We start from the raw sequence: 18,938 nt of genomic DNA, 5'->3' as shown, positions 1-18,938 counted from the left end.
ATGTGAAAATAAAAATGATAAGCATGTAGAAATGGAGGGAGACGAGTGCACGAGCATTTAAAAGAGAAGTTAGCAATTTTGCCTGATCAACCTGGTTGTTATTTAATGAAGGATAAGCAGGGAACGGTTATATACGTCGGAAAAGCAAAGGTACTCAAAAATCGTGTGCGCTCGTACTTTACTGGTTCACATGATGGGAAAACACTCCGGCTTGTTGGAGAAATTGTTGATTTTGAATATATTGTGACTTCCTCAAATTTGGAGGCTCTTATTTTAGAGTTGAATTTAATAAAAAAATATGATCCGAAATATAATATTCAATTAAAAGATGATAAAACATATCCTTTCATTAAAATTACAGCTGAAAAACAGCCGCGCTTACTCATTACGCGAAACGTAAAAAAGGATAAAGGAAAGTATTTTGGCCCTTATCCAAATGCGCAATCGGCACATGAAACAAAGAAATTATTAGATCGTATGTATCCACTTCGTAAATGTTCAAATATGCCAGATAAAGTTTGCTTATATTATCATATGGGCCAATGTTTAGCGCCTTGTGTGAAAGAAGTAACGGATGAGCAAAATAAAGAAATTGTAGATGAAATTATTAAATTCTTAAATGGTGGGCATAAAGAAATTCGTTCAGAATTAGAAACGAAGATGTACGAGGCTTCAGAGAAACTAGAATTTGAACGGGCGAAAGAGTTGCGAGATCAAATTGCTCATATTGATGCAATTATGGAAAAGCAAAAGATGATTATGAGTGATTTAGTGGATCGGGATGTGTTTGGATATGCAGTTGATAAAGGGTGGATGTGTGTTCAAGTTTTCTTCGTTCGAAAAGGAAAGTTAATTGAGCGCGATGTTTCCATGTTCCCGATATATGATGAACCTGAAGAGGGTTTTTTAACTTTTATCGGTCAATTTTATGAAAACAGTAGTCATTTCAAGCCGAAGGAAATTGTTGTTCCAGGAAGTATCGATTCAGAATTAGTAGAGCGCTTTTTAGAAGTTGAAGCGACACAGCCGAAGCGTGGGAAGAAAAAAGATCTTGTGGAATTAGCAAATAAAAATGCAAAAATTGCACTAGAAGAGAAATTTCACTTAATTGAACGTGATGAAGAGCGAACGATTAAAGCTGTAGATCATTTAGGAAAGCAGCTCGGTATTGAAACACCTTATCGTATTGAAGCGTTTGATAATTCAAATATTCAAGGGACAAATCCTGTTTCAGCAATGATTGCTTTTATCGATGGGAAACCAGCGAAGAAAGAATATCGGAAATATAAAATTAAAACGGTCCAAGGGCCAGATGATTACGAGTCTATGAGGGAAGTTGTGAGACGCCGTTATACGAGAGCATTGAAGGAAAATTTACCTTTGCCAGATTTAATAATTATCGATGGGGGAAAAGGACATCTAGCGGCTACAAGTGATGTTCTTGAAAACGAGCTTGGATTATATGTTCCAATGGCAGGGCTTGTAAAAGATGAAAAACATAAAACATCACATTTAATTATTGGAGATCCGCCTGAGCCTGTTATGCTTGCGAGGAATAGCCAAGAATTTTATTTATTGCAGCGCATTCAAGATGAAGTACATCGATTTGCAATTACATTCCATCGTCAATTACATGGGAAATCTGTTATTCAATCGGCGTTAGATGAAATTCCGGGAATCGGTGATAAACGAAAAAAAGTATTGCTAAAACATTTTGGTTCATTAAAAAAGATGAAAGAAGCTTCCGTATCGGAATTTGTCGAAGCGGGTATGCCGAAAAATGTAGCGGAGACAATTTATACTTATTTAACAGGTAAGAAGACGTTGTAGTTTACAATGTCTTCTGTTTTTTGGTATAATTTCTGAAGATTTAAAATAAACACACCTAAATGAATATACAAAAAAGTCAACTAAACTTATATGTCTAGTTGACTGTAAGTAGATGCTACACTTCAATGAGATCTTTTATATCCCATTTAACAAGAAATGTAATAGAGTCTGAACGTTTTTTCTGTTCCTCATAGGACTCTGCAACGACGTTTCTTTGTCTTTGAATTTGCTCGGCGATAAATCCAGCTTCTAATTGATAAGATGAATGTCTTTTTTGTTTTTGACGCTCAGTAATAAGTGTACCTTTAAGTTGAAATTGCATTTCACGACGTTTATGTTCAATGATGCTTAAAGTGCCCCAACCAGCTTTTTCAAAAAACTGAATGACTTCTTCAATTGTTTCTAGCGGATATTTTCTCGCAAGGTTTCTACCGGCCCAGTATAAAATACCATCTAAATCGTTACCAATTAAATCAGGTAGTAATTCTTCACGTAGCAATTCATAAGCGAAGGCGTTCAATGAAACATCTTCTAAAGATGTTATATCGATTGTATTTTTGCTCACAATATTCCCCTCTTTCTATAGGGATTATTATATAACATTTTTCATTTATAAAAACAGATTTTTCTTTGGGGAAATCTGAATATATAAGAAAAAAAAAGAATTGGCAAATTATATGCAAATTATGTATACGTTTTCTTGACGCTTCGACAAAAATAGGGGTAAAATGAACTTGGAATCAAATTATGCTGAAATATTTCGAATAATTTTTTCAGTTTTTCTTATGCCAATAGTGAAAAAACATTATTGTTGTAAATTAATCTGAAAACAGCAGTCAAACATTCAAGGGGGTAATGGGGACATGAAAGGCCGCGAGTATACGTTTCGTAAGTGGCACTCATTAATGGGGGTCATCCCGGTTGGTGTCTTTTTGACGCAACATTTAATTGTAAACAACTTTGCAACAAGAGGAGCAGAGGCTTTTAACAAAGCTGCAGGCTTTATGGAGCTCCTTCCATTCCGGTATGCGCTAGAAATTTTCATCATCTTTTTACCTATACTGTACCATGCTATATATGGCTTATATATTGCATTTACAGCTAAGAACAATGCGGTATCTTACGGCTATTTCCGTAACTGGATGTTCGTCTTCCAACGAATTTCAGGTATCGTTACGCTGATCTTCATTTCTTGGCACGTCTGGGAAACTCGTATTCAAGCATTGTTAGGTAAAGAGGTAAACTATGATATGATGGCAGATATTTTAAACAACCCATTTATGTTTGGTTTCTATTTAGTTGGTGTTGTTTCAACAATTTTCCACTTTGCAAATGGACTATGGACATTCTGCATAAGCTGGGGAATTACAGTATCTCCACGTTCACAAAGAATCTCTACTTATGTAACATTAGCTATTTTCTTAGGTCTATCTTATGTAGGTGTGAGTGCATTATTAGCGTTCATCGATCCACAGCTAGCAAACCAGTAAGGAGTGGGAGAGCATGAAAGGGAAACTTATAGTAGTCGGCGGTGGCTTGGCCGGCTTAATGGCAACGATTAAAGCGGCAGAAGCAGGAGTGAATGTTGAACTATTTTCTTTAGTACCAGTAAAACGTTCACATTCTGTATGTGCCCAAGGTGGAATTAACGGTGCCGTAAATACAAAAGGTGAAGGGGATTCTCCATGGATCCACTTTGACGATACAATTTATGGTGGGGACTTCTTAGCGAACCAACCACCAGTTAAAGCGATGTGTGATGCAGCACCTGGTATTATTCATTTAATGGACCGCATGGGTGTTATGTTCAACCGTACGGAAGAAGGACTTCTTGATTTCCGTCGTTTCGGTGGAACACAACATCATCGTACAGCATTTGCTGGCGCAACAACTGGTCAACAATTACTATATGCATTAGATGAGCAAGTGCGTCGTCATGAAGTAGCAGGACTTGTAACGAAATATGAAGGTTGGGATTTCTTACGAGCTGTTGTGGATGATGAAGGTGTGTGCCGAGGAATCGTCGCGCAAGACTTACAAACTATGGAGATAAAAAGTTTCCAAGCTGATGCCGTGATTATGGCAACAGGGGGCCCTGGTATCATCTTTGGAAAATCAACAAACTCTATTATTAATACAGGTACAGCAGCGTCTGCTGTATATCAACAAGGTGCATATTATGCGAACGGTGAGTTCATTCAAATCCATCCAACGGCAATTCCTGGAGACGATAAGTTACGTCTTATGAGTGAATCTGCACGTGGTGAAGGTGGACGTGTTTGGACGTATAAAGATGGTAAGCCATGGTACTTCTTAGAAGAAAAATATCCAGCTTACGGAAACCTTGTACCTCGTGATATTGCAACGCGTGAAATCTTTGATGTTTGCGTAGAGCAAAAACTAGGTATTAACGGTGAAAACATGGTGTACTTAGATCTTTCTCATAAAGATCCGAAAGAACTAGATATTAAACTTGGTGGAATTATTGAAATCTATGAGAAATTTACAGGTGATGATCCTCGTAAACTACCAATGAAAATCTTCCCAGCGGTTCACTATTCAATGGGCGGATTATGGGTTGATTATAAACAAATGACAAGTATTCCAGGTTTATTTGCAGCAGGTGAGTGTGATTATTCTATGCACGGTGGTAATCGTCTAGGTGCGAACTCACTATTATCAGCAATTTACGGTGGTATGGTAGCAGGACCGAACGCGATTGAGTATATGAAAGGTCTTTCTAAATCATCTGATGCTGTTTCATCTACTGTATATGAGCAAAATGAATTAATCGAAACAGAGAAATTTAACAATATTTTAACGCTTGATGGTAACGAAAATGCATATGTTCTTCATAAAGAGCTTGGAGAATGGATGACAGATAACGTTACAGTAGTTCGTGAAAATAAAAAGTTAATAGAAACTGATGCGAAAATTGAAGAGTTAATGGCGCGTTACAAACGCATTAACATTAACGATACAGCGAGATGGAGTAACCAAGGTGCTTCATTTACACGCCAACTTGCAAATATGTTCGAGTTAGCACGTGTTATTACAATTGGCGCATATAACCGTAATGAAAGCCGCGGAGCGCATTACAAACCAGAATTCCCAAATCGTGATGATGCAAACTTCTTAAAAACTACGATGGCGAAATTTGAGGGAGAAGGAAAAGCACCAGCATTCCATTACGAAGAAGTGGATGTTTCATTAATTAAACCACGTAAACGTGACTATTCCTCAAAACATGATGTAGCTGCTAAGGGTGAAGAGAAGGGGGATAAGCAACATGTCTGAGAAAACAATCCGCCTCATCATTACGAGACAAGATGGACCAGATGCACAAGAGTTTGACCAAGAGTTTGAAATTCCATATCGTCCAAATATGAATATTATTTCGGCACTGATGGAAATTCGTCGTAATCCTGTTGATTCAAAAGGAAACCAGACGACTCCGATTGCATGGGATATGAACTGTTTAGAAGAAGTATGTGGTGCTTGTTCGATGGTGATTAACGGAAAACCACGTCAATCATGTACAGCTCTTATTGACCAGTTAGAACAACCAATTCGCTTAAAGCCGATGAAGACATTCCCGATTGTACGTGACTTACAAGTTGACCGTAGCCGTATGTTTAATGCGTTAAAACGTGTTAAAGCTTGGATTCCAATCGACGGTACGTACGACCTAGGACCAGGTCCAAGAATGCCAGAGAAAAAGCGTCAATGGGCATATGAACTTTCGAAATGTATGACATGTGGTGTTTGCTTAGAGTCATGTCCGAACGTAAACAGTAAGTCTGACTTTATTGGACCAGCACCGCTTTCACAAGCGCGTTTATTTAACTCGCATCCAACTGGTGAAATGCATAAAGCAGATCGCTTGCGTGCAATTATGGGTGATGGAGGACTTGCAAACTGTGGTAACTCTCAAAACTGTGTGCAATCATGTCCGAAAGGTATTCCATTAACAACTTCAATTGCAGCATTAAACCGTGATACAACAATTCAATCGTTCAAAGATTTCTTTGGTAGCGACAATAACTATTAATAAATATTGCCTCTTCATGTTGAAGAGGCAATATTTATAACTTTATATTTCTGTTTATTCTGTTTATTTTAAAGGCGAAAAGGAGAGGGAACAATGAAGAGAATTTCTTATATTGAAGACTTTGAGCAATGGGAAAGTGGTTTTTCATTTTATAATCCTGTCAAAGTTCGTTTTGGTGAAGTAGATATGTTTGGACATGTAAATAATGTCGTTGCTTTTACATATTTTGAAGAAGCTCGTATCGCATTGTTTAAAGAACTTGGATTTATGCAAGAATGGACACATGAATCATCAGAAACGATGATCGTTGTTGCAGATTTACAATGCAATTTTATTAAACAAATTTATTTTGATGAGCAGTTGAAAGTATATGTAAAGGCAGGAGCGGTTGGGAACTCCTCATTAGATTTACACTATATGGTCAAAAATGCAGAGGGGGAAGTTTGTTTAGTTGGACGCGGTATGATGGTCCAAGCATCGAAAAAAACTGGAAGAGGCGAGCCGTGGCCTGAGGAATGGAAGGAATTATTACAATAATAGAATAAAAGAAAAATAAGAGAGCGATTCGCTCTCTTATTTTTTGTCCTTCGTTGCCTCTTCTAATGTTAGGTGGTGCTTATATATGTATGCGGCATATGTATTGCCAACGTAGCGTAAGTGCCACGGTTCGTATGAATACTCTGTTGTCTCTGTTTTATCCTCTAAATAACGAATGACAAAACCAAATTCATGAGCATGTTCCGCAACCCATTTTCCTTCTGCTGTCTCTCCAAAGATTGGTTCTAATTGGAATTTAGCAGATTTTGAGCTAATATCCATTGCTAGACCAGTTTGATGCTCACTTGTTCCAGGAATTGCACTTACCGAATCAGCCTCAGCTTTTCCTTGGCGTTTAATATATGTATTATGTAATGACTGTTGGCGTTTGTAAGAACGGTAACCTGAAACTGCTGTAAGTTCTAAACCTTCTTCTTTCGCTGCTTGGAACATTTTTTCAAGAGCGTCTGCAGCATCTTTGCGAAGTAATGTTTTCTCTTTATCTTTTGGACTAGTAAATGGTACGTTCGGTTTCGTTAAATCTTCTGGAATGTACCCATCTGGTAATTTACGATGTTTATTGACTAATACAAGAGCAGAATCTGGATTTGTTACAACGGAAAAATTATCATCTAGTTTCTTTGCATTATGATCAGCTTTTGGAAAAGCAGGAATCTCTTCTTTTGGATGGTTACTATGTTTTTGACTTTCGACAGCTTTCGCCTCATTTTGCAGTGGTGATTTAGAACCAAAGTAAGCGAAAGATGTGATACCGATTACAATAGTAGTGGCAGAAATAAGTATTATCTTTTTCATGAGACCTTGTAATCACTGTCCTTTCTTAATAAAATATGTATCGTTTTTATTATAAGTCTAGTTTATTGAAAAAGAAATATAAGAGTCATAACGTAATAGAACTGCAAAGAAAATGTCAGAAAATGTGTGAAATTGTAGTGTTTTTTTTATATAATTCATTTCCTATCTTTCATGTGATTCATTTTTTATGTAATATATACATATAAGGAGATGTAACGATTATGGAGAATAAAGGACTTCTTGTATAGACTAGGAGTGAATGGGAATGGATTTTGCAACAATTATTGGAGTCATTTTAGGAGTGTTGGCAGTAGTAGTAGGAATGGTCGTCAAGGGCGCTGACGTAATGGCCTTAGTTAATCCTGCAGCAGCATTAATTATTTTTGTGGGTACATTTGCAGCAGTATGTATTGCCTTTCCAATGAATCAACTAAAAAGGATTCCAAAATTATTTAAAGTTCTTTTTGGTTCAAATAAAAAAGATTTAAGTTATGAACAGTTACTAGAATTATTTGTTCATTGGACATCTGAGAGTAGAAAATACGGTATTTTGTCTTTAGAACAACAATTAGATAAAATTCAAGATGAATTTCTCTTGCGTGGTATGAAGTTTGTGATTGATGGTGTATCTGCAGAAGACTTAGAACAAATTTTAGAAGCTGAATTAGAAGCAATTGAAGAAAGACATGCAAAAGGAGCTACTATTTTTTCGCAAGCTGGTACATATGCACCTACATTAGGGGTTTTAGGTGCTGTTATTGGTCTTGTAGCTGCACTTGGAAATTTAACTGATATTGAAAAGCTAGGACATGCTATTTCAGGTGCGTTTATTGCAACGATTTTCGGTATTTTTTCAGGTTACGTATTATGGCATCCATTTGCAAATAAATTAAAGCAAAAGTCTGCTGCTGAATTAGAGCAGAAACGTTTAATTATTGATTGTTTATTAATGTTACAAGAAGGTACATATCCATTTATTATGAAAAACCGCATTTTAGGTGCGCTTTCTGCAACTGAGCGTAAAAAGCTAGAAAAAGGAGCGGAAAAGAATGCGGAGTAGGAAGAATAGAAGAAGTAAAAGGAAAAAGCATGACGAGCATATCGATGAAACTTGGTTAATCCCGTATTCTGATATGCTAACGTTGTTGTTTGCGCTGTTTATTGTTTTATTTGCAATGAGTAGTATAGATGCTGCGAAATTTAAACAGATGGCAGTAGCTTTTCGAAGTGAACTAGCAGGTGGAACAGGAAATAAAGAGTTTTTAAGTGATCAAAAACCAAAAGAAGAAAAAGAGCTATCGGCAAGTGGTTTGGAATCTGAGAAAATCAAAAAAGATGCTGAAGCTGAAGTGAAAAAGCAAGAAATGAATGAATTAAAAGCAGTACAACAAAGTATTGACAAGTATATCGAGGAAAAGCAATTATCTTCTTCGTTTAAAACGGATTTAACTGAAAAAGGATTAATGGTAACGATATTAGAAAATGTATTATTTGACTCAGGGAAAGCAGATGTGAAGTTGGAATCATTAGGGATTGCAAAAGAGATGTCTAACTTGCTTGTGTCGGCATCACCTCGTGAAATTACAGTGTCGGGTCATACAGATACAGTTCCTATCGCAAATGCTCAGTTTGCATCAAACTGGGAGTTAAGTACACAGCGTGCGGTTAATTTTATGCAGGTGTTACTCCAAAATAAAGAATTGCAACCAGAAAAATTTAGTGCAGTTGGTTACGGAGAATACCGTTCAATTGCACCAAATGATACGCCAGAAGGAAAAGCGAAAAATAGACGTGTTGAAGTGTTTATCTTACCTTTAACAAGAAATATGCAGTAAAAGAGGATGGCAAATGCCATCCTCTTTTATTTTGTATCAAATGATTTTAAGTTGTCACGACGGATTTTATCTTTTTCTGCATCTGATTTTTTGAAATTATAGTCATATAAAGCGCCTTCCCAATCACCGTACATTGGATTAGGGAAAATAATGAATTTTTCACCAAATTGTGCTTTTGATTCTGCTACTGTTTCATTGCGATCTTTTACAGATTTCCCATCAAAACCAGTGAAATCAGATAAGTTGTCACCGAAGAATAGGACGATGTCATGTGTTTGAGAAACAAGTTCACGACGCTTTTCTTTTCCTTTTTCTTTCGGGTCTTGTAATAAGATATGCTCTTTTGTTGCTTGTGGAGCACCAACGCGCTCAAGGTTTTTAATAGTTGCATCTAGTTGATTCGTTTTGCGATTTGAGATGTAGTAAATATCTACACCTTTAGACTCTGTATATTTTAAGAAATCAATAGCGCCTGGGAGAGCTTCAGCTTCAGCCTTATTAATCCAATCGTCCCATTTATAAGGATAGCCTTTTCCTGTTTTTACACTCATTGCTTGATGAGGACTGTTATCTAAAACAGTTTCATCTAAATCAAGAACGATAGCAGGTTTCTTGCCTGTCCCTTTTGCAAGAGCTGCATCAAGTTTCAATTGACCAATATTGTATCCTTGATAGTATAGTGCTTTCGTTTCGCCAGCTGTTTGATACCATAAATCAGCCATTAATTGCTGGTCTGTTAATTGTACTTTCTCTTCTTTTGCCACTGTTTTCTCAGCTGTTCCTGAACATGCTACAAGCGATGTGGAAAGAACGGCTACAGATAATAAAGTGGTAATACCCCTCTTCATCTTCATATGTATCCTCCTCGATGTTAGAAAATCATTTAATATTATATATTAAAATATGATATTTTTTTATGAACATTTGCATATTGTCTTTTGTATATGTAGTAGTTTGTCCTATAGTAGATAAGGTAAATAAAAAAGATAAGGTAAAAACGAAGTAGTTGAAGAAAAGGAATGTATGTAAGAAGATGGAATAAGGTTACTATATGTTGTTTTAAACAAACATATTATGTAAGCGAGAGCGAGAATGAGAATGCTATTGAAGGGGAGGATATATACATTGAGTTTACAAATTCAAAACTTAACAAAAATATTCGGAGAATCTAAAGCAGTTAATGGTTTGGAAATCTCGTTACCGAAAGGTGAAGTGTTAGGGTTACTTGGCCGAAATGGTGCAGGAAAAACAACGACAATTAAAATGTTACTAGGTTTATTAACGCCAAATGAAGGTTCTATTACGTGGGATGGAAAGTCATTTGGTGATAGCGGGGTAACAATTGGATATTTACCAGAAGAAAGAGGACTATATACAAAAAGTAGAGTAATAGATCAGTTGCGATATTTTGGTAGATTAGAAGGAATGACGAAAAAAGAAGTGGATCTTGCAATTGATCACTGGTTAGAGCGCTTAGCAATTCCAGAATATAAATTTAAAACGGCTGGAGAACTTTCAAAAGGGAATCAGCAAAAAATTCAATTGATAGCTGCTCTTCTTCATGATCCAGAACTCCTTATTTTGGATGAACCATTTAGCGGACTTGATCCAGTTAATGCTGGAATGCTAGCTAGTATTATTGGAGAACAAGTACAGAGCGGAAAGACAATTATTTTATCAAGTCACCGTATGGAGCAAGTAGAGGCGTTTTGCCAACATGTATGTATTTTGAAAAAAGGCGAAGCAGTTGTAGAAGGACAGTTAAGTGATATTAAGAAAGAATACGGTTTTCGTAATTTAACGATTGAAGATATAGCAGAGAATGAAAAGGGATTAGAGGCTATACATGTCCCGTATGAAAAACAACAAGGCCTTCTTTATGTAAAAGTACAAGACGATGCAGAAGCTCTAAAGATTTTGCAACAATTGCAAGAACAAGGTATTAGCTTACGACAATTTAAAATGCTAGAGCCAACGTTGAACGAAATCTTTGTAGAGAGGGCGAAATAAAGATGCGTAAATTTTATCATGTATTTTCATTTTATTTTAGGGAAGCGTTTTTATCTAAAAAATCATTAATTACGAGTGCGATTTTATTTTTGGTTGTGTTTGGGATTTTTGCATTTAATCATTTTACTTCAGGCGATGATAAAAATAAGGATAAAGATAAAATTGCAGTTGTAGTAGAGAGTTCCACATACAAAGTAAAAAAAGAAGAGCTAAATAAGTTATTGCCATCAGCAAAAATAACGGTTGGTTCAAAGGGTGATTTTGATAAACTGCATAAGCAAGTAGAAGAGGGAGATTTAGATGGTCTATTCCATGTGACGGAAAAGGATGGGGCTCCAGCAGTTACATATATGTATAATGGATTTCCAAGCGAAGCAACTTCTGCGATTATGGCGGGTTATTTAAAACAACAATATACGATGGTGACGATTGCAAAAAATAATGTTTCACCAGAAATTGCGCAGCAATTACAGGCAGAAATTCAAGTGAAGCAAGAAGCGATAAAAGATCGCACATCTTCTTTCGGAATTGCATATTTCTTTACATTTGCTTTGTATATGTTTATTGTAGCTTTCGGAAATACAATCGCAATGAATATTGCATCTGAAAAGGCGTCACGTGTAATGGAAGTAATGCTTCCAAAAGTAAAGCCTCTTACGATGATGTATGCGAAAATTTTGGCGGTTGTTTCAACGGCGTTATTACAACTTGTAATATTGGCGTGTGGTTATCTTATTCCTTATTTGTTAGGTTGGGTCGATTTAGAAAGTGCCTCATTATTTGGTGTTCCAATTGACTTTACAAAATTAGATGCAAAGGTTATAAGTATGTTTCTTGTTTATTTCATTACGGGGTATTTACTTTATGCGATGATGTACGCTGCGGCTGGAGCTGTTGTGTCTAAGACAGAGGATTTACAAGCTGTATCTTTCCCGGTAATGATTTTGATCATGGCTGCATTCTTCATTAGTATTAAATCATTAAGTGATCCCAATAGTACTATTGTTGTTGTAAGTTCGTATGTTCCGTTTTTCACACCGATGGTTACCTTCTCGCGGATTGTAGCTGGTGAAGCAGGTATGTTAGAGATTACGATAACATTAGTAGTTTTATTGGCGACGATTGGTATATTAAATGCTATCACAAGCCGTATCTATGTAAACGGTGTAATGAATTACTCCGACAAAGTGAAGTTTAAAGATTTAGCGAAATTTATAAAGCGTCAATAATGGGAGAAAAGCATGATTTTATAGTGGAATCATGCTTTTTCTTTATGTATAAATTAAAAATAGTATATAATAACAAGAGTCGTCTTTTAATAGAATGAATAAAAAGGAGGGTGTGCAGATGGGAATTAGTAGTCGTTTTACAGTAGGTGTTCATATGTTAACGTTACTTGCAATAGATCGAAACTCTCGCTGTACCTCTGAATGGATTGCTGGTAGTGTGAATACAAATCCAGTTGTGATTCGTCGCATTACAGGAATGTTGAAGAGAGCAGGACTTGTTGATGTACAAGCTGGTAAAGGTGGTACGACACTTGCTCGTGATTTAGATGAAATTACATTACTTGATGTATATAAAGCTGTGGAAGTTGTAGAAGAAGGACATCTATTTTCTTTCCATGAAAATCCCAACATTGAATGTCCAGTAGGAGCTAATATTCAATCGGTGTTAGAGATTGTTTTAATACAATCGCAAGAAGCGATGGAAAACGTACTTGCAAATGTAACGGTGCAGCAGTTAGTTACAAATTTAAAGTCGAAAATTAAAGAATAAAAAAGCGAGCTTCCTCATGATGAGGGCTCGCCTTTTTTTATTCGGAAATATTGAAAATTCTATTTTTCAGTATTTAAAATAAACTTTCCTACAACAGCTGCTACGATACCACCAAGAATTGGAGCAACGATGAACACCCATAGTTGAGAAATTGCTTCTCCGCCAGCGAATAGAGCTGGTGCGATACTACGAGCTGGGTTAACAGATGTTCCAGTTAACGGAATACCTAATAAGTGAATTAATACTAATGTGAAACCAATTACTAATCCAGCTAAAGAAGAACTTCCCTTTTTACCTGTTACAGCAACGATAACTAAAACAAATACGAAAGTTAAAATGAATTCAACTAAAAATGCTCCAGATAAACCAAGAGTTCCAAAACTATTTTGTCCTAAATTATCTAAAGGTAATTTAGCAGATCGTAAAATTGTTACTAGCGTTGCAGTTCCTAATAAACCACCTAAAATTTGAGCTAATAAATAATAGCTAAGTTCCATAGCGTTCATTCTTTTGTTAATGAACATAGCGATTGATACCGCTGGATTAATATGACATCCAGAAATTGTCCCAATGCTATATGCCATAGCCACGATAGATAATCCGAAAGCCATAGCGATACCTAATGTTCCAATTCCTTCAATTCCGCCACCAATGACAGCTACTCCAGTTCCGAATAATACAAGTACAAATGTACCAATAAATTCAGCAATTGCTTTTTTTAACATAATTTACCTCCTATTAATGCACATGAAACGTATTATAACATAGGTTTTAGTATAAATAGCTAATGAAATACTATTCTGATAAGGCGAAATAGGGAGACAATAAAAATAGATATGGTTCTATGAAGAAGAACCATATCTATTTTTATGCTGATTTTTTTTGTTTAATGACTGGAACAGAGCGGTTTAAAACACTATTTACGATCATTCCTAACATTATAATCATCATCCCAATCAGTGACAGACCGCTAGGGAATGAACCATTTAAGAAAATAATCTCACCAAGTACAGTAAAGACCATCGTTCCAGCTTGTGTTGCTTCAACAGCTCCAAGTAAAGCGAGATTGTCTTTTGCTAAGTCAGTAGCAAAGAAAAATGTCATCGTCGCAATAACTCCGGAACATAATGCTAACAAAAATCCTTGAAGCATTTGACTTGACGATGGAATACCAGTAGTGGAAAATCCATATATAGCAAGTAGAATTGTAATAGGGAGACTTCCGATTGCCATTCCTAATACACGTTGGAATGTATCAAGACGCCCGCCAACAAGTTCCATCATTTTTCGGTTACCGAACGGATATAAGAAAGCTGCTAATACGACAGGTAAAAATCCCGAGATGAACTGAGTCATTGTAATATGACCTGCTGCAGTCGCTTGCATACAAATTACACCAAGTAAAATAAATAATGCTACATATAAACTGCGAAGTGGAATTTTTCCACGTACAAGTTTTGTACCTGATTTCGTTTCTATTTTAACGAAAAATAATGGTGATAAAAGTAAACCTGCTAATATCGTAACTTGCCAAGTTCCAGCAACGAGCCAAGCTGGAGAAAAAACAGCTGCGAAACTTAATAAAGAATAGAAGCCGATGCCAGCGACCGAGCCCCACCCGATCCATACAAATGGATGTTTTTTTAATTCTTCCCATAAAACTCCTAAGTTTTTGCGAAATAAAACGATAAGGAATAAAATAGGGAGAGCAAATAGAAAACGGAAAGAAGCAGTCCAAGCCCAGCTTGTTCCAGATACATTCATTGCTCTGTTAATAATAAAGGTTGCAGAAAAAAAGGCCGATGATAAAAGACCTAGTAATATTGCGCGCATGAAGTATGGCACTCCTTTCGGGATTGAGTATTTATGTATAGTATAATATACTTAAAGATAATAAAAGTAAACTATTTTATATTTCAAGGTGGTTTTTATATATGAAAGAAAATGAAGATATGCAAACAAAAGAAGTAATTCAGCAAGTAGGTCAGTTATTAAGACAAATTCGAAATGAACAAAAATTAAGTTTAGAAGATTTAGGCCAAAAGACAGGTGTTAGTAAATTAACGCTAGGAAAGATCGAAAGAGGTGAAACGAATCCAACATTAGCTGTCATTTGGAAAATTACGAAAGGGTTATCAATCCCTTTATCGAGATTGATGGTTGTTGGAGAGCCTGTAGCTGTTGCGCGCTGCGGAGAAGGCTTTGCAGTAGATGTAGGACAAGCGTGGCACTTAGAAACAATGTTCCGGTATACGAAAGAAACGGGGATGGAAATGCACCGATCTTGTTTAAGAGCGAATAGTATATATGAACCTGAAGCTCATCATGAAGGAGCAATTGAGCTTGTAACAGTAATGAAAGGGAAAGTTTCTATTCAAGTGGAGAACGATGTGTACGTGTTAGATGAGTTTGATTCGATTCAATTTGAAGCGAATAAGAAACATAGTTATAAAAATGAAGAGGATGAAGTGGCGGTATTACATTTAACGATGAAATATTCTTCATGAAAAAATCACCTATAGAAAAGAATTCTATAGGTGATTTTTTATATGCTCTTCTTAAGTATATGGAATGATACCAGTTAGTACGCGCGTGGCATAAATAATAAACAAATAAAATAAACTAAAAATCCTGTTCCGAAACATAAAACTGCAATAACCCAAAGGATACGAATGAGAGTAGAACTAATATCAAAATATTCTCCTAAACCACCGCATATACCAAATAACATTTTGTCAGTTTCGGATTTATATAACCTCTTCGACATATTATGATCCTCTCCTTTTTATATCACCGCTGTTATGTATGAGTGATACAGTGTACTTTTATTCTATATGGAAATTTATGAGAAGACCATTAGGTTATATTACATTTTTTTGTGAAGGGACAATATAGCGTATTAATTGTCTTAATTTTCAGTCGGTATTAAAATGAAAATGAGGGTGTGACGTATTTTCTATTATAAGGTGGGGAAATAGTAATGACATTGTATTGGTTGACTAATGTAAAGCTTGAAACAGGTTATACATATGAAGAAGCGAAAATTTCACAAACGGAAACTGAGATATGCAGTCTTCTTATTGAAGATGGAAGAATTAAAAGAATTATATCGGGAATCGCCCAAGAGGAAGGAACGTTAACTTTTGATGCTAATCGTTTATTAGTTTTACCAGCTTTTGAAGAGATGCATATTCATATTGATAAAACATATTATAGTGGGCCTTGGAAAGCTTGTATGCCAGCAGAAAATATTTTTACACGTTTTAACGAAGAAAAAACGATTTTACCAAAGCAATTAGCAACTGCTCAAGACAGGGCGGAAAATATGCTAGAGTTATTGCTTCGAAATGGCGCAACAAATATTAGAACGCATTGTAATGTGGATCCGGTTATTGGACTTCGTAATTTAGAGGCGACGTTAGCGGCTTTAGAAACATATAAAGATCGGTTGTCTGGTAGAATAGTTGCTTTTCCGCAACATGGATTATTGCGCAGTAATTCTATGCAACTTGTGAAGGATGCGATGCGTATGGGCGCACAATTAGTTGGCGGAGTGGACCCAGCTACAGTAGATAATGATATTGAAAAATCATTACATACGATTATGGACATTGCGGTAGAGTTTAATGCGGATGTTGATATTCATTTGCACGATGCGAATAATCTTGGAACGTTTACAATGAAGAGATTGGCAAGCCTAACGGAAGAAGCAGGATGGCAAGGTCGTGTAACAATTAGTCATGCGCTTGGACTTGGTGGTGTTACTGATAAAGAAGCTGAAGAAGTGGCAGAAAGACTAGCAGCATTAAAGATTGATATCACTTCAACCGTTCCAATCGGTAAACAAGTAATCCCAATTCCGTTACTAGATAAAAAAGGTGTTAAAGTTTCATTAGGAAATGATAGTATTACAGATCATTGGTCTCCGTTCGGCACAGGTGATATGCTTCAAAAGGCAAATCGATTGGCAGAACGATTTGGTTGGAGTGATGAAAGGTCTTTAGGGAAAGCTCTTCGTTTTATTACTGGAGGGAAAGAAACGTTAAATAATGAAGGGAAACGAGTATGGCCGAATGTAGGGGATGAGGCAAGTTTTGTTTTAACGAATGCAACATGCGCCGCTGAAGCGGTAGCGCGTCAAACAGAGAAGAGTGTAGTTATGTATAAAGGAAATGTTGTTATAGGGGATTTAAATCAAGTGAAATCTGATAATCTTGTATAGAAGAATCGTTTAGAGGTTTTGAGAAGGGTTCTAATTGTAAAAATAGAACTCTTCTTTTTTATTCAGTAGAAGCAGGGAAGCACTATATTTCCTTATAAGGAAGCTAGAAGGGATGAAAAGTTTGGACAATCAACATAATCAAAATCATATTATGGGAACTTTGCAATGGTTTATTTTTTTATTAGCAAACTCAATCGCGCTACCAATTGTCGTTGGCGGATTATTTCATCTTACGACGGAAGAAGTATTTTATTTAATGCAGCGTACGTTTTTCGTAGTTGGTATATCTTCTTTTTTACAAGGATGGATTGGACATAAACTTCCGATTGCTGATGGACCAGCTGGATCTTGGGTTGGTGTATTTACCGTACTAGCTTATGCAACTGTAGGGCAAGATCAATTACATAGTACGTTGCAAATTTTAGAATTAGGGATGATGGTTGCCGGAGTTATTTTAATAGGATTAGGGCTAACTGGTTTTATAGAACGTATTTTATTTTTATTTACGCCGCTCGTTACAGGGACTTTCTTGCTTCTATTATGTTTGCAATTAAGTGGTGTGTTTTTAAAAGGGATGTTAGGAATTACAGCTACTGTTTCTCAAATCGATGGATTTACAGCGTTGATCGCTTTTGGCATCTTTTTGTTCGTGGTCATACTCTCCAATTTTGGAAAAGGTTTTGTTAAAAGTTATGCGGTTTTAATAGGACTAATTAGTGGGTGGATTATTTTTTTGATTGCAGGAAAAGTGACGATTCCATCTCAAGTAACTCATTTTGTGCAACTTCCACATATATTTGCTTGGGGACTTCCAAAATGGAATACAGGTATGGCTGTATCAAGTTTCGTTATGGTATGTATTTTAGTTTCAAATACAGTGGCAGCTATTATAGCGATTAATCAAGCTACCATTCATAAAGCGGCTATTGAACAAAAACAGTTGAAGGATGGTACGTGGATCGGAGGGATTTCGCATATAATTTCCTCCGTATTTTCAACTGTAGGTGTCGTTCCATTACCAGCAACGGCAGGTTTCATACGTTTAACAAATCAAAAGTACATGCGTTCATTCTTATTTGCATGTGTACTATTAGTCGTTATGTCGCTATTTCCAAGTATTATCCGCTACTTAGCCTCTCTGCCATCCGCGGTCGCATCTGCGGTATTAATGGCCTCGTTCGTGCAGCTTATTGGGATTGGATTTCATAATATAAAACAAGTGCCACTTAGCGAACGGAATGTAACGATCTTAGGAGTTGCGGTATTGTTTGGCTGCGGCATTATGTTTTTACCGTCTGGAGCACTTCAATCATTGCCTTCTGTTATGCAATATATATTTGGTAATGGTTTGTTTGTAGGTACTGTTGTAAGTATATTGCTGGAACAAATATGGCGTACTGGAAAATAAGTGGATAAAAAGAGTGTGCGCACTGTATAAAAGTCTAAAATAACATAAGAAATAAAGCCCATTTTCATTCACCACCTGCACATTTCGTTCATACAATATCTTGACTAAATAAACACCCAACTTACACATATACAGCTCTGGCTTAAGCAAGGAGGGTTATACCAGTTGAAGGAAAAAGCGTATCAATCTAAACCGTTACTCACAAAGAGAGAAAGAGAAGTATTTGAATTACTCGTTCAAGATAAAACGACGAAGGAAATTGCAGGTGAACTTTTTATAAGTGAAAAAACAGTACGCAACCACATCTCAAACGCAATGCAAAAGCTAGGGGTTAAAGGACGTTCACAAGCAGTTGTTGAGCTTCTTCGCATGGGAGAGCTCGAACTATAAGAAAGCAGCCGACTTTTATACAAAAGGTCGGCTGTTTTTCTGTTTGTTTCACGCTCTATA

Annotated in this window: 20 protein-coding genes; 14 read left to right on the top strand and 6 right to left on the bottom strand. The window is 36.3% G+C overall.

What is annotated here, in order from left to right; translation table 11 throughout:
* Nucleotides 1-45: 45 nt before the first annotated feature.
* Nucleotides 46-1,830: an excinuclease ABC subunit C gene (uvrC, locus tag JTF23_RS07565; RefSeq protein ID WP_204208421.1), complete on the top strand. Its 1,785-nt coding sequence runs from the start codon at nucleotides 46-48 to the stop codon at nucleotides 1,828-1,830.
* Nucleotides 1,831-1,945: 115 nt separating this feature from the next.
* Here the strand turns inward: uvrC and JTF23_RS07560 are convergent, their stop codons facing one another.
* Nucleotides 1,946-2,395 (bottom strand): YslB family protein, encoded by a 450-nt coding sequence (locus JTF23_RS07560; protein WP_002015405.1) that lies wholly within the window; start codon nucleotides 2,393-2,395, stop codon nucleotides 1,946-1,948.
* 298 nt (nucleotides 2,396-2,693) lie between these two features.
* Between JTF23_RS07560 and sdhC the strand changes: the two genes are divergently transcribed.
* The 4 genes from sdhC (at nucleotide 2,694) to JTF23_RS07540 (ending at nucleotide 6,418) form a co-directional block, all read left to right on the top strand.
* On the top strand, nucleotides 2,694-3,320 hold the full coding sequence (gene sdhC / locus JTF23_RS07555; RefSeq protein ID WP_002015407.1) for a succinate dehydrogenase cytochrome B558: 627 nt from the start codon (nucleotides 2,694-2,696) through the stop codon (nucleotides 3,318-3,320).
* Nucleotides 3,321-3,333: 13 nt separating this feature from the next.
* Nucleotides 3,334-5,127 (top strand): succinate dehydrogenase flavoprotein subunit, encoded by a 1,794-nt coding sequence (gene sdhA / locus JTF23_RS07550; RefSeq protein ID WP_002160314.1) that lies wholly within the window; start codon nucleotides 3,334-3,336, stop codon nucleotides 5,125-5,127.
* Nucleotides 5,120-5,881, top strand: a complete 762-nt coding sequence (gene sdhB / locus JTF23_RS07545; protein WP_002088861.1) for a succinate dehydrogenase iron-sulfur subunit — start codon at nucleotides 5,120-5,122, stop codon at nucleotides 5,879-5,881. The genes sdhA and sdhB overlap by 8 nt, the downstream gene beginning before the upstream one ends.
* A 93-nt stretch (nucleotides 5,882-5,974) precedes the next feature.
* Entirely contained in the window at nucleotides 5,975-6,418 is a 444-nt protein-coding gene (locus JTF23_RS07540; RefSeq protein ID WP_002015410.1) for an acyl-CoA thioesterase, read from the top strand.
* Between the two features lie 36 nt (nucleotides 6,419-6,454).
* Here JTF23_RS07540 and JTF23_RS07535 read toward each other — a convergent pair whose 3' ends face one another.
* Nucleotides 6,455-7,234 carry a M15 family metallopeptidase gene (locus tag JTF23_RS07535; protein WP_016106282.1) on the bottom strand — a complete coding sequence of 260 codons (780 nt, stop codon included), beginning with the start codon at nucleotides 7,232-7,234 and terminating at the stop codon, nucleotides 6,455-6,457.
* Nucleotides 7,235-7,499: 265 nt separating this feature from the next.
* On the opposite strand from JTF23_RS07535, the gene motA reads away from it, so the two are divergent.
* Nucleotides 7,500-8,294, top strand: a complete 795-nt coding sequence (gene motA / locus JTF23_RS07530) for a flagellar motor stator protein MotA (RefSeq protein WP_204208419.1) — start codon at nucleotides 7,500-7,502, stop codon at nucleotides 8,292-8,294.
* The gene (motB, locus tag JTF23_RS07525; RefSeq protein WP_002160317.1) at nucleotides 8,284-9,069 is read left to right on the top strand and encodes a flagellar motor protein MotB; all 786 of its coding nucleotides are present in this window, start codon (nucleotides 8,284-8,286) and stop codon (nucleotides 9,067-9,069) included. The genes motA and motB overlap by 11 nt, the downstream gene beginning before the upstream one ends.
* 26 nt (nucleotides 9,070-9,095) lie before the next feature.
* On the opposite strand, the gene JTF23_RS07520 is transcribed toward motB, so the two are convergent.
* Nucleotides 9,096-9,923: a 5'-nucleotidase, lipoprotein e(P4) family gene (locus JTF23_RS07520; RefSeq protein ID WP_078179625.1), complete on the bottom strand. Its 828-nt coding sequence runs from the start codon at nucleotides 9,921-9,923 to the stop codon at nucleotides 9,096-9,098.
* Nucleotides 9,924-10,194: 271 nt separating this feature from the next.
* Between JTF23_RS07520 and JTF23_RS07515 the strand changes: the two genes are divergently transcribed.
* The 3 genes from JTF23_RS07515 to JTF23_RS07505 all read left to right on the top strand — a co-directional run bounded on the left by JTF23_RS07515 (nucleotide 10,195) and on the right by JTF23_RS07505 (nucleotide 12,858).
* The gene (locus JTF23_RS07515; protein ID WP_016106281.1) at nucleotides 10,195-11,079 is read left to right on the top strand and encodes an ABC transporter ATP-binding protein; all 885 of its coding nucleotides are present in this window, start codon (nucleotides 10,195-10,197) and stop codon (nucleotides 11,077-11,079) included.
* 2 nt (nucleotides 11,080-11,081) lie between these two features.
* Entirely contained in the window at nucleotides 11,082-12,308 is a 1,227-nt protein-coding gene (locus tag JTF23_RS07510; RefSeq protein WP_204208416.1) for an ABC transporter permease, read from the top strand.
* 118 nt (nucleotides 12,309-12,426) lie between these two features.
* A complete protein-coding gene (locus JTF23_RS07505; protein ID WP_002112095.1) occupies nucleotides 12,427-12,858 on the top strand; it encodes an Rrf2 family transcriptional regulator in 432 nt (143 codons plus the stop codon).
* Between the two features lie 59 nt (nucleotides 12,859-12,917).
* Here the strand turns inward: JTF23_RS07505 and JTF23_RS07500 are convergent, their stop codons facing one another.
* Together JTF23_RS07500 and JTF23_RS07495 are read right to left on the bottom strand one after the other, a co-directional pair.
* Nucleotides 12,918-13,583 carry an MIP/aquaporin family protein gene (locus tag JTF23_RS07500; protein ID WP_002015331.1) on the bottom strand — a complete coding sequence of 222 codons (666 nt, stop codon included), beginning with the start codon at nucleotides 13,581-13,583 and terminating at the stop codon, nucleotides 12,918-12,920.
* A gap of 142 nt (nucleotides 13,584-13,725) precedes the next feature.
* Nucleotides 13,726-14,691 carry a DMT family transporter gene (locus tag JTF23_RS07495; protein WP_070139985.1) on the bottom strand — a complete coding sequence of 322 codons (966 nt, stop codon included), beginning with the start codon at nucleotides 14,689-14,691 and terminating at the stop codon, nucleotides 13,726-13,728.
* A 101-nt stretch (nucleotides 14,692-14,792) separates the two neighbouring features.
* Here JTF23_RS07495 and JTF23_RS07490 point away from each other — a divergent pair, with 101 nt between their 5' ends.
* Complete coding sequence (locus JTF23_RS07490) at nucleotides 14,793-15,365, top strand: helix-turn-helix domain-containing protein (protein WP_204208414.1); 573 nt, start codon at nucleotides 14,793-14,795, stop codon at nucleotides 15,363-15,365.
* Between the two features lie 74 nt (nucleotides 15,366-15,439).
* Here the strand turns inward: JTF23_RS07490 and JTF23_RS07485 are convergent, their stop codons facing one another.
* On the bottom strand, nucleotides 15,440-15,625 hold the full coding sequence (locus JTF23_RS07485) for a PspC domain-containing protein (RefSeq protein ID WP_088079439.1): 186 nt from the start codon (nucleotides 15,623-15,625) through the stop codon (nucleotides 15,440-15,442).
* A 213-nt stretch (nucleotides 15,626-15,838) separates the two neighbouring features.
* Between JTF23_RS07485 and JTF23_RS07480 the strand changes: the two genes are divergently transcribed.
* The 3 genes from JTF23_RS07480 (at nucleotide 15,839) to gerE (ending at nucleotide 18,878) form a co-directional block, all read left to right on the top strand.
* Nucleotides 15,839-17,080 (top strand): amidohydrolase family protein, encoded by a 1,242-nt coding sequence (locus tag JTF23_RS07480; protein WP_204208412.1) that lies wholly within the window; start codon nucleotides 15,839-15,841, stop codon nucleotides 17,078-17,080.
* 112 nt (nucleotides 17,081-17,192) lie between these two features.
* Nucleotides 17,193-18,488, top strand: a complete 1,296-nt coding sequence (locus tag JTF23_RS07475) for a purine/pyrimidine permease (RefSeq protein WP_002199246.1) — start codon at nucleotides 17,193-17,195, stop codon at nucleotides 18,486-18,488.
* A gap of 165 nt (nucleotides 18,489-18,653) precedes the next feature.
* Nucleotides 18,654-18,878, top strand: coding sequence for a spore germination transcription factor GerE (gene gerE / locus JTF23_RS07470; RefSeq protein WP_000659484.1), 225 nt, complete (start codon nucleotides 18,654-18,656; stop codon nucleotides 18,876-18,878).
* Nucleotides 18,879-18,938: the final 60 nt, after the last annotated feature.

It is taken from the genome of Bacillus sp. RIT 809 (assembly GCF_016892495.1).
GTDB lineage: Bacteria > Bacillota > Bacilli > Bacillales > Bacillaceae_G > Bacillus_A > Bacillus_A cereus_U.
This window is presented reverse-complemented; position numbering and strand designations above follow the sequence as displayed.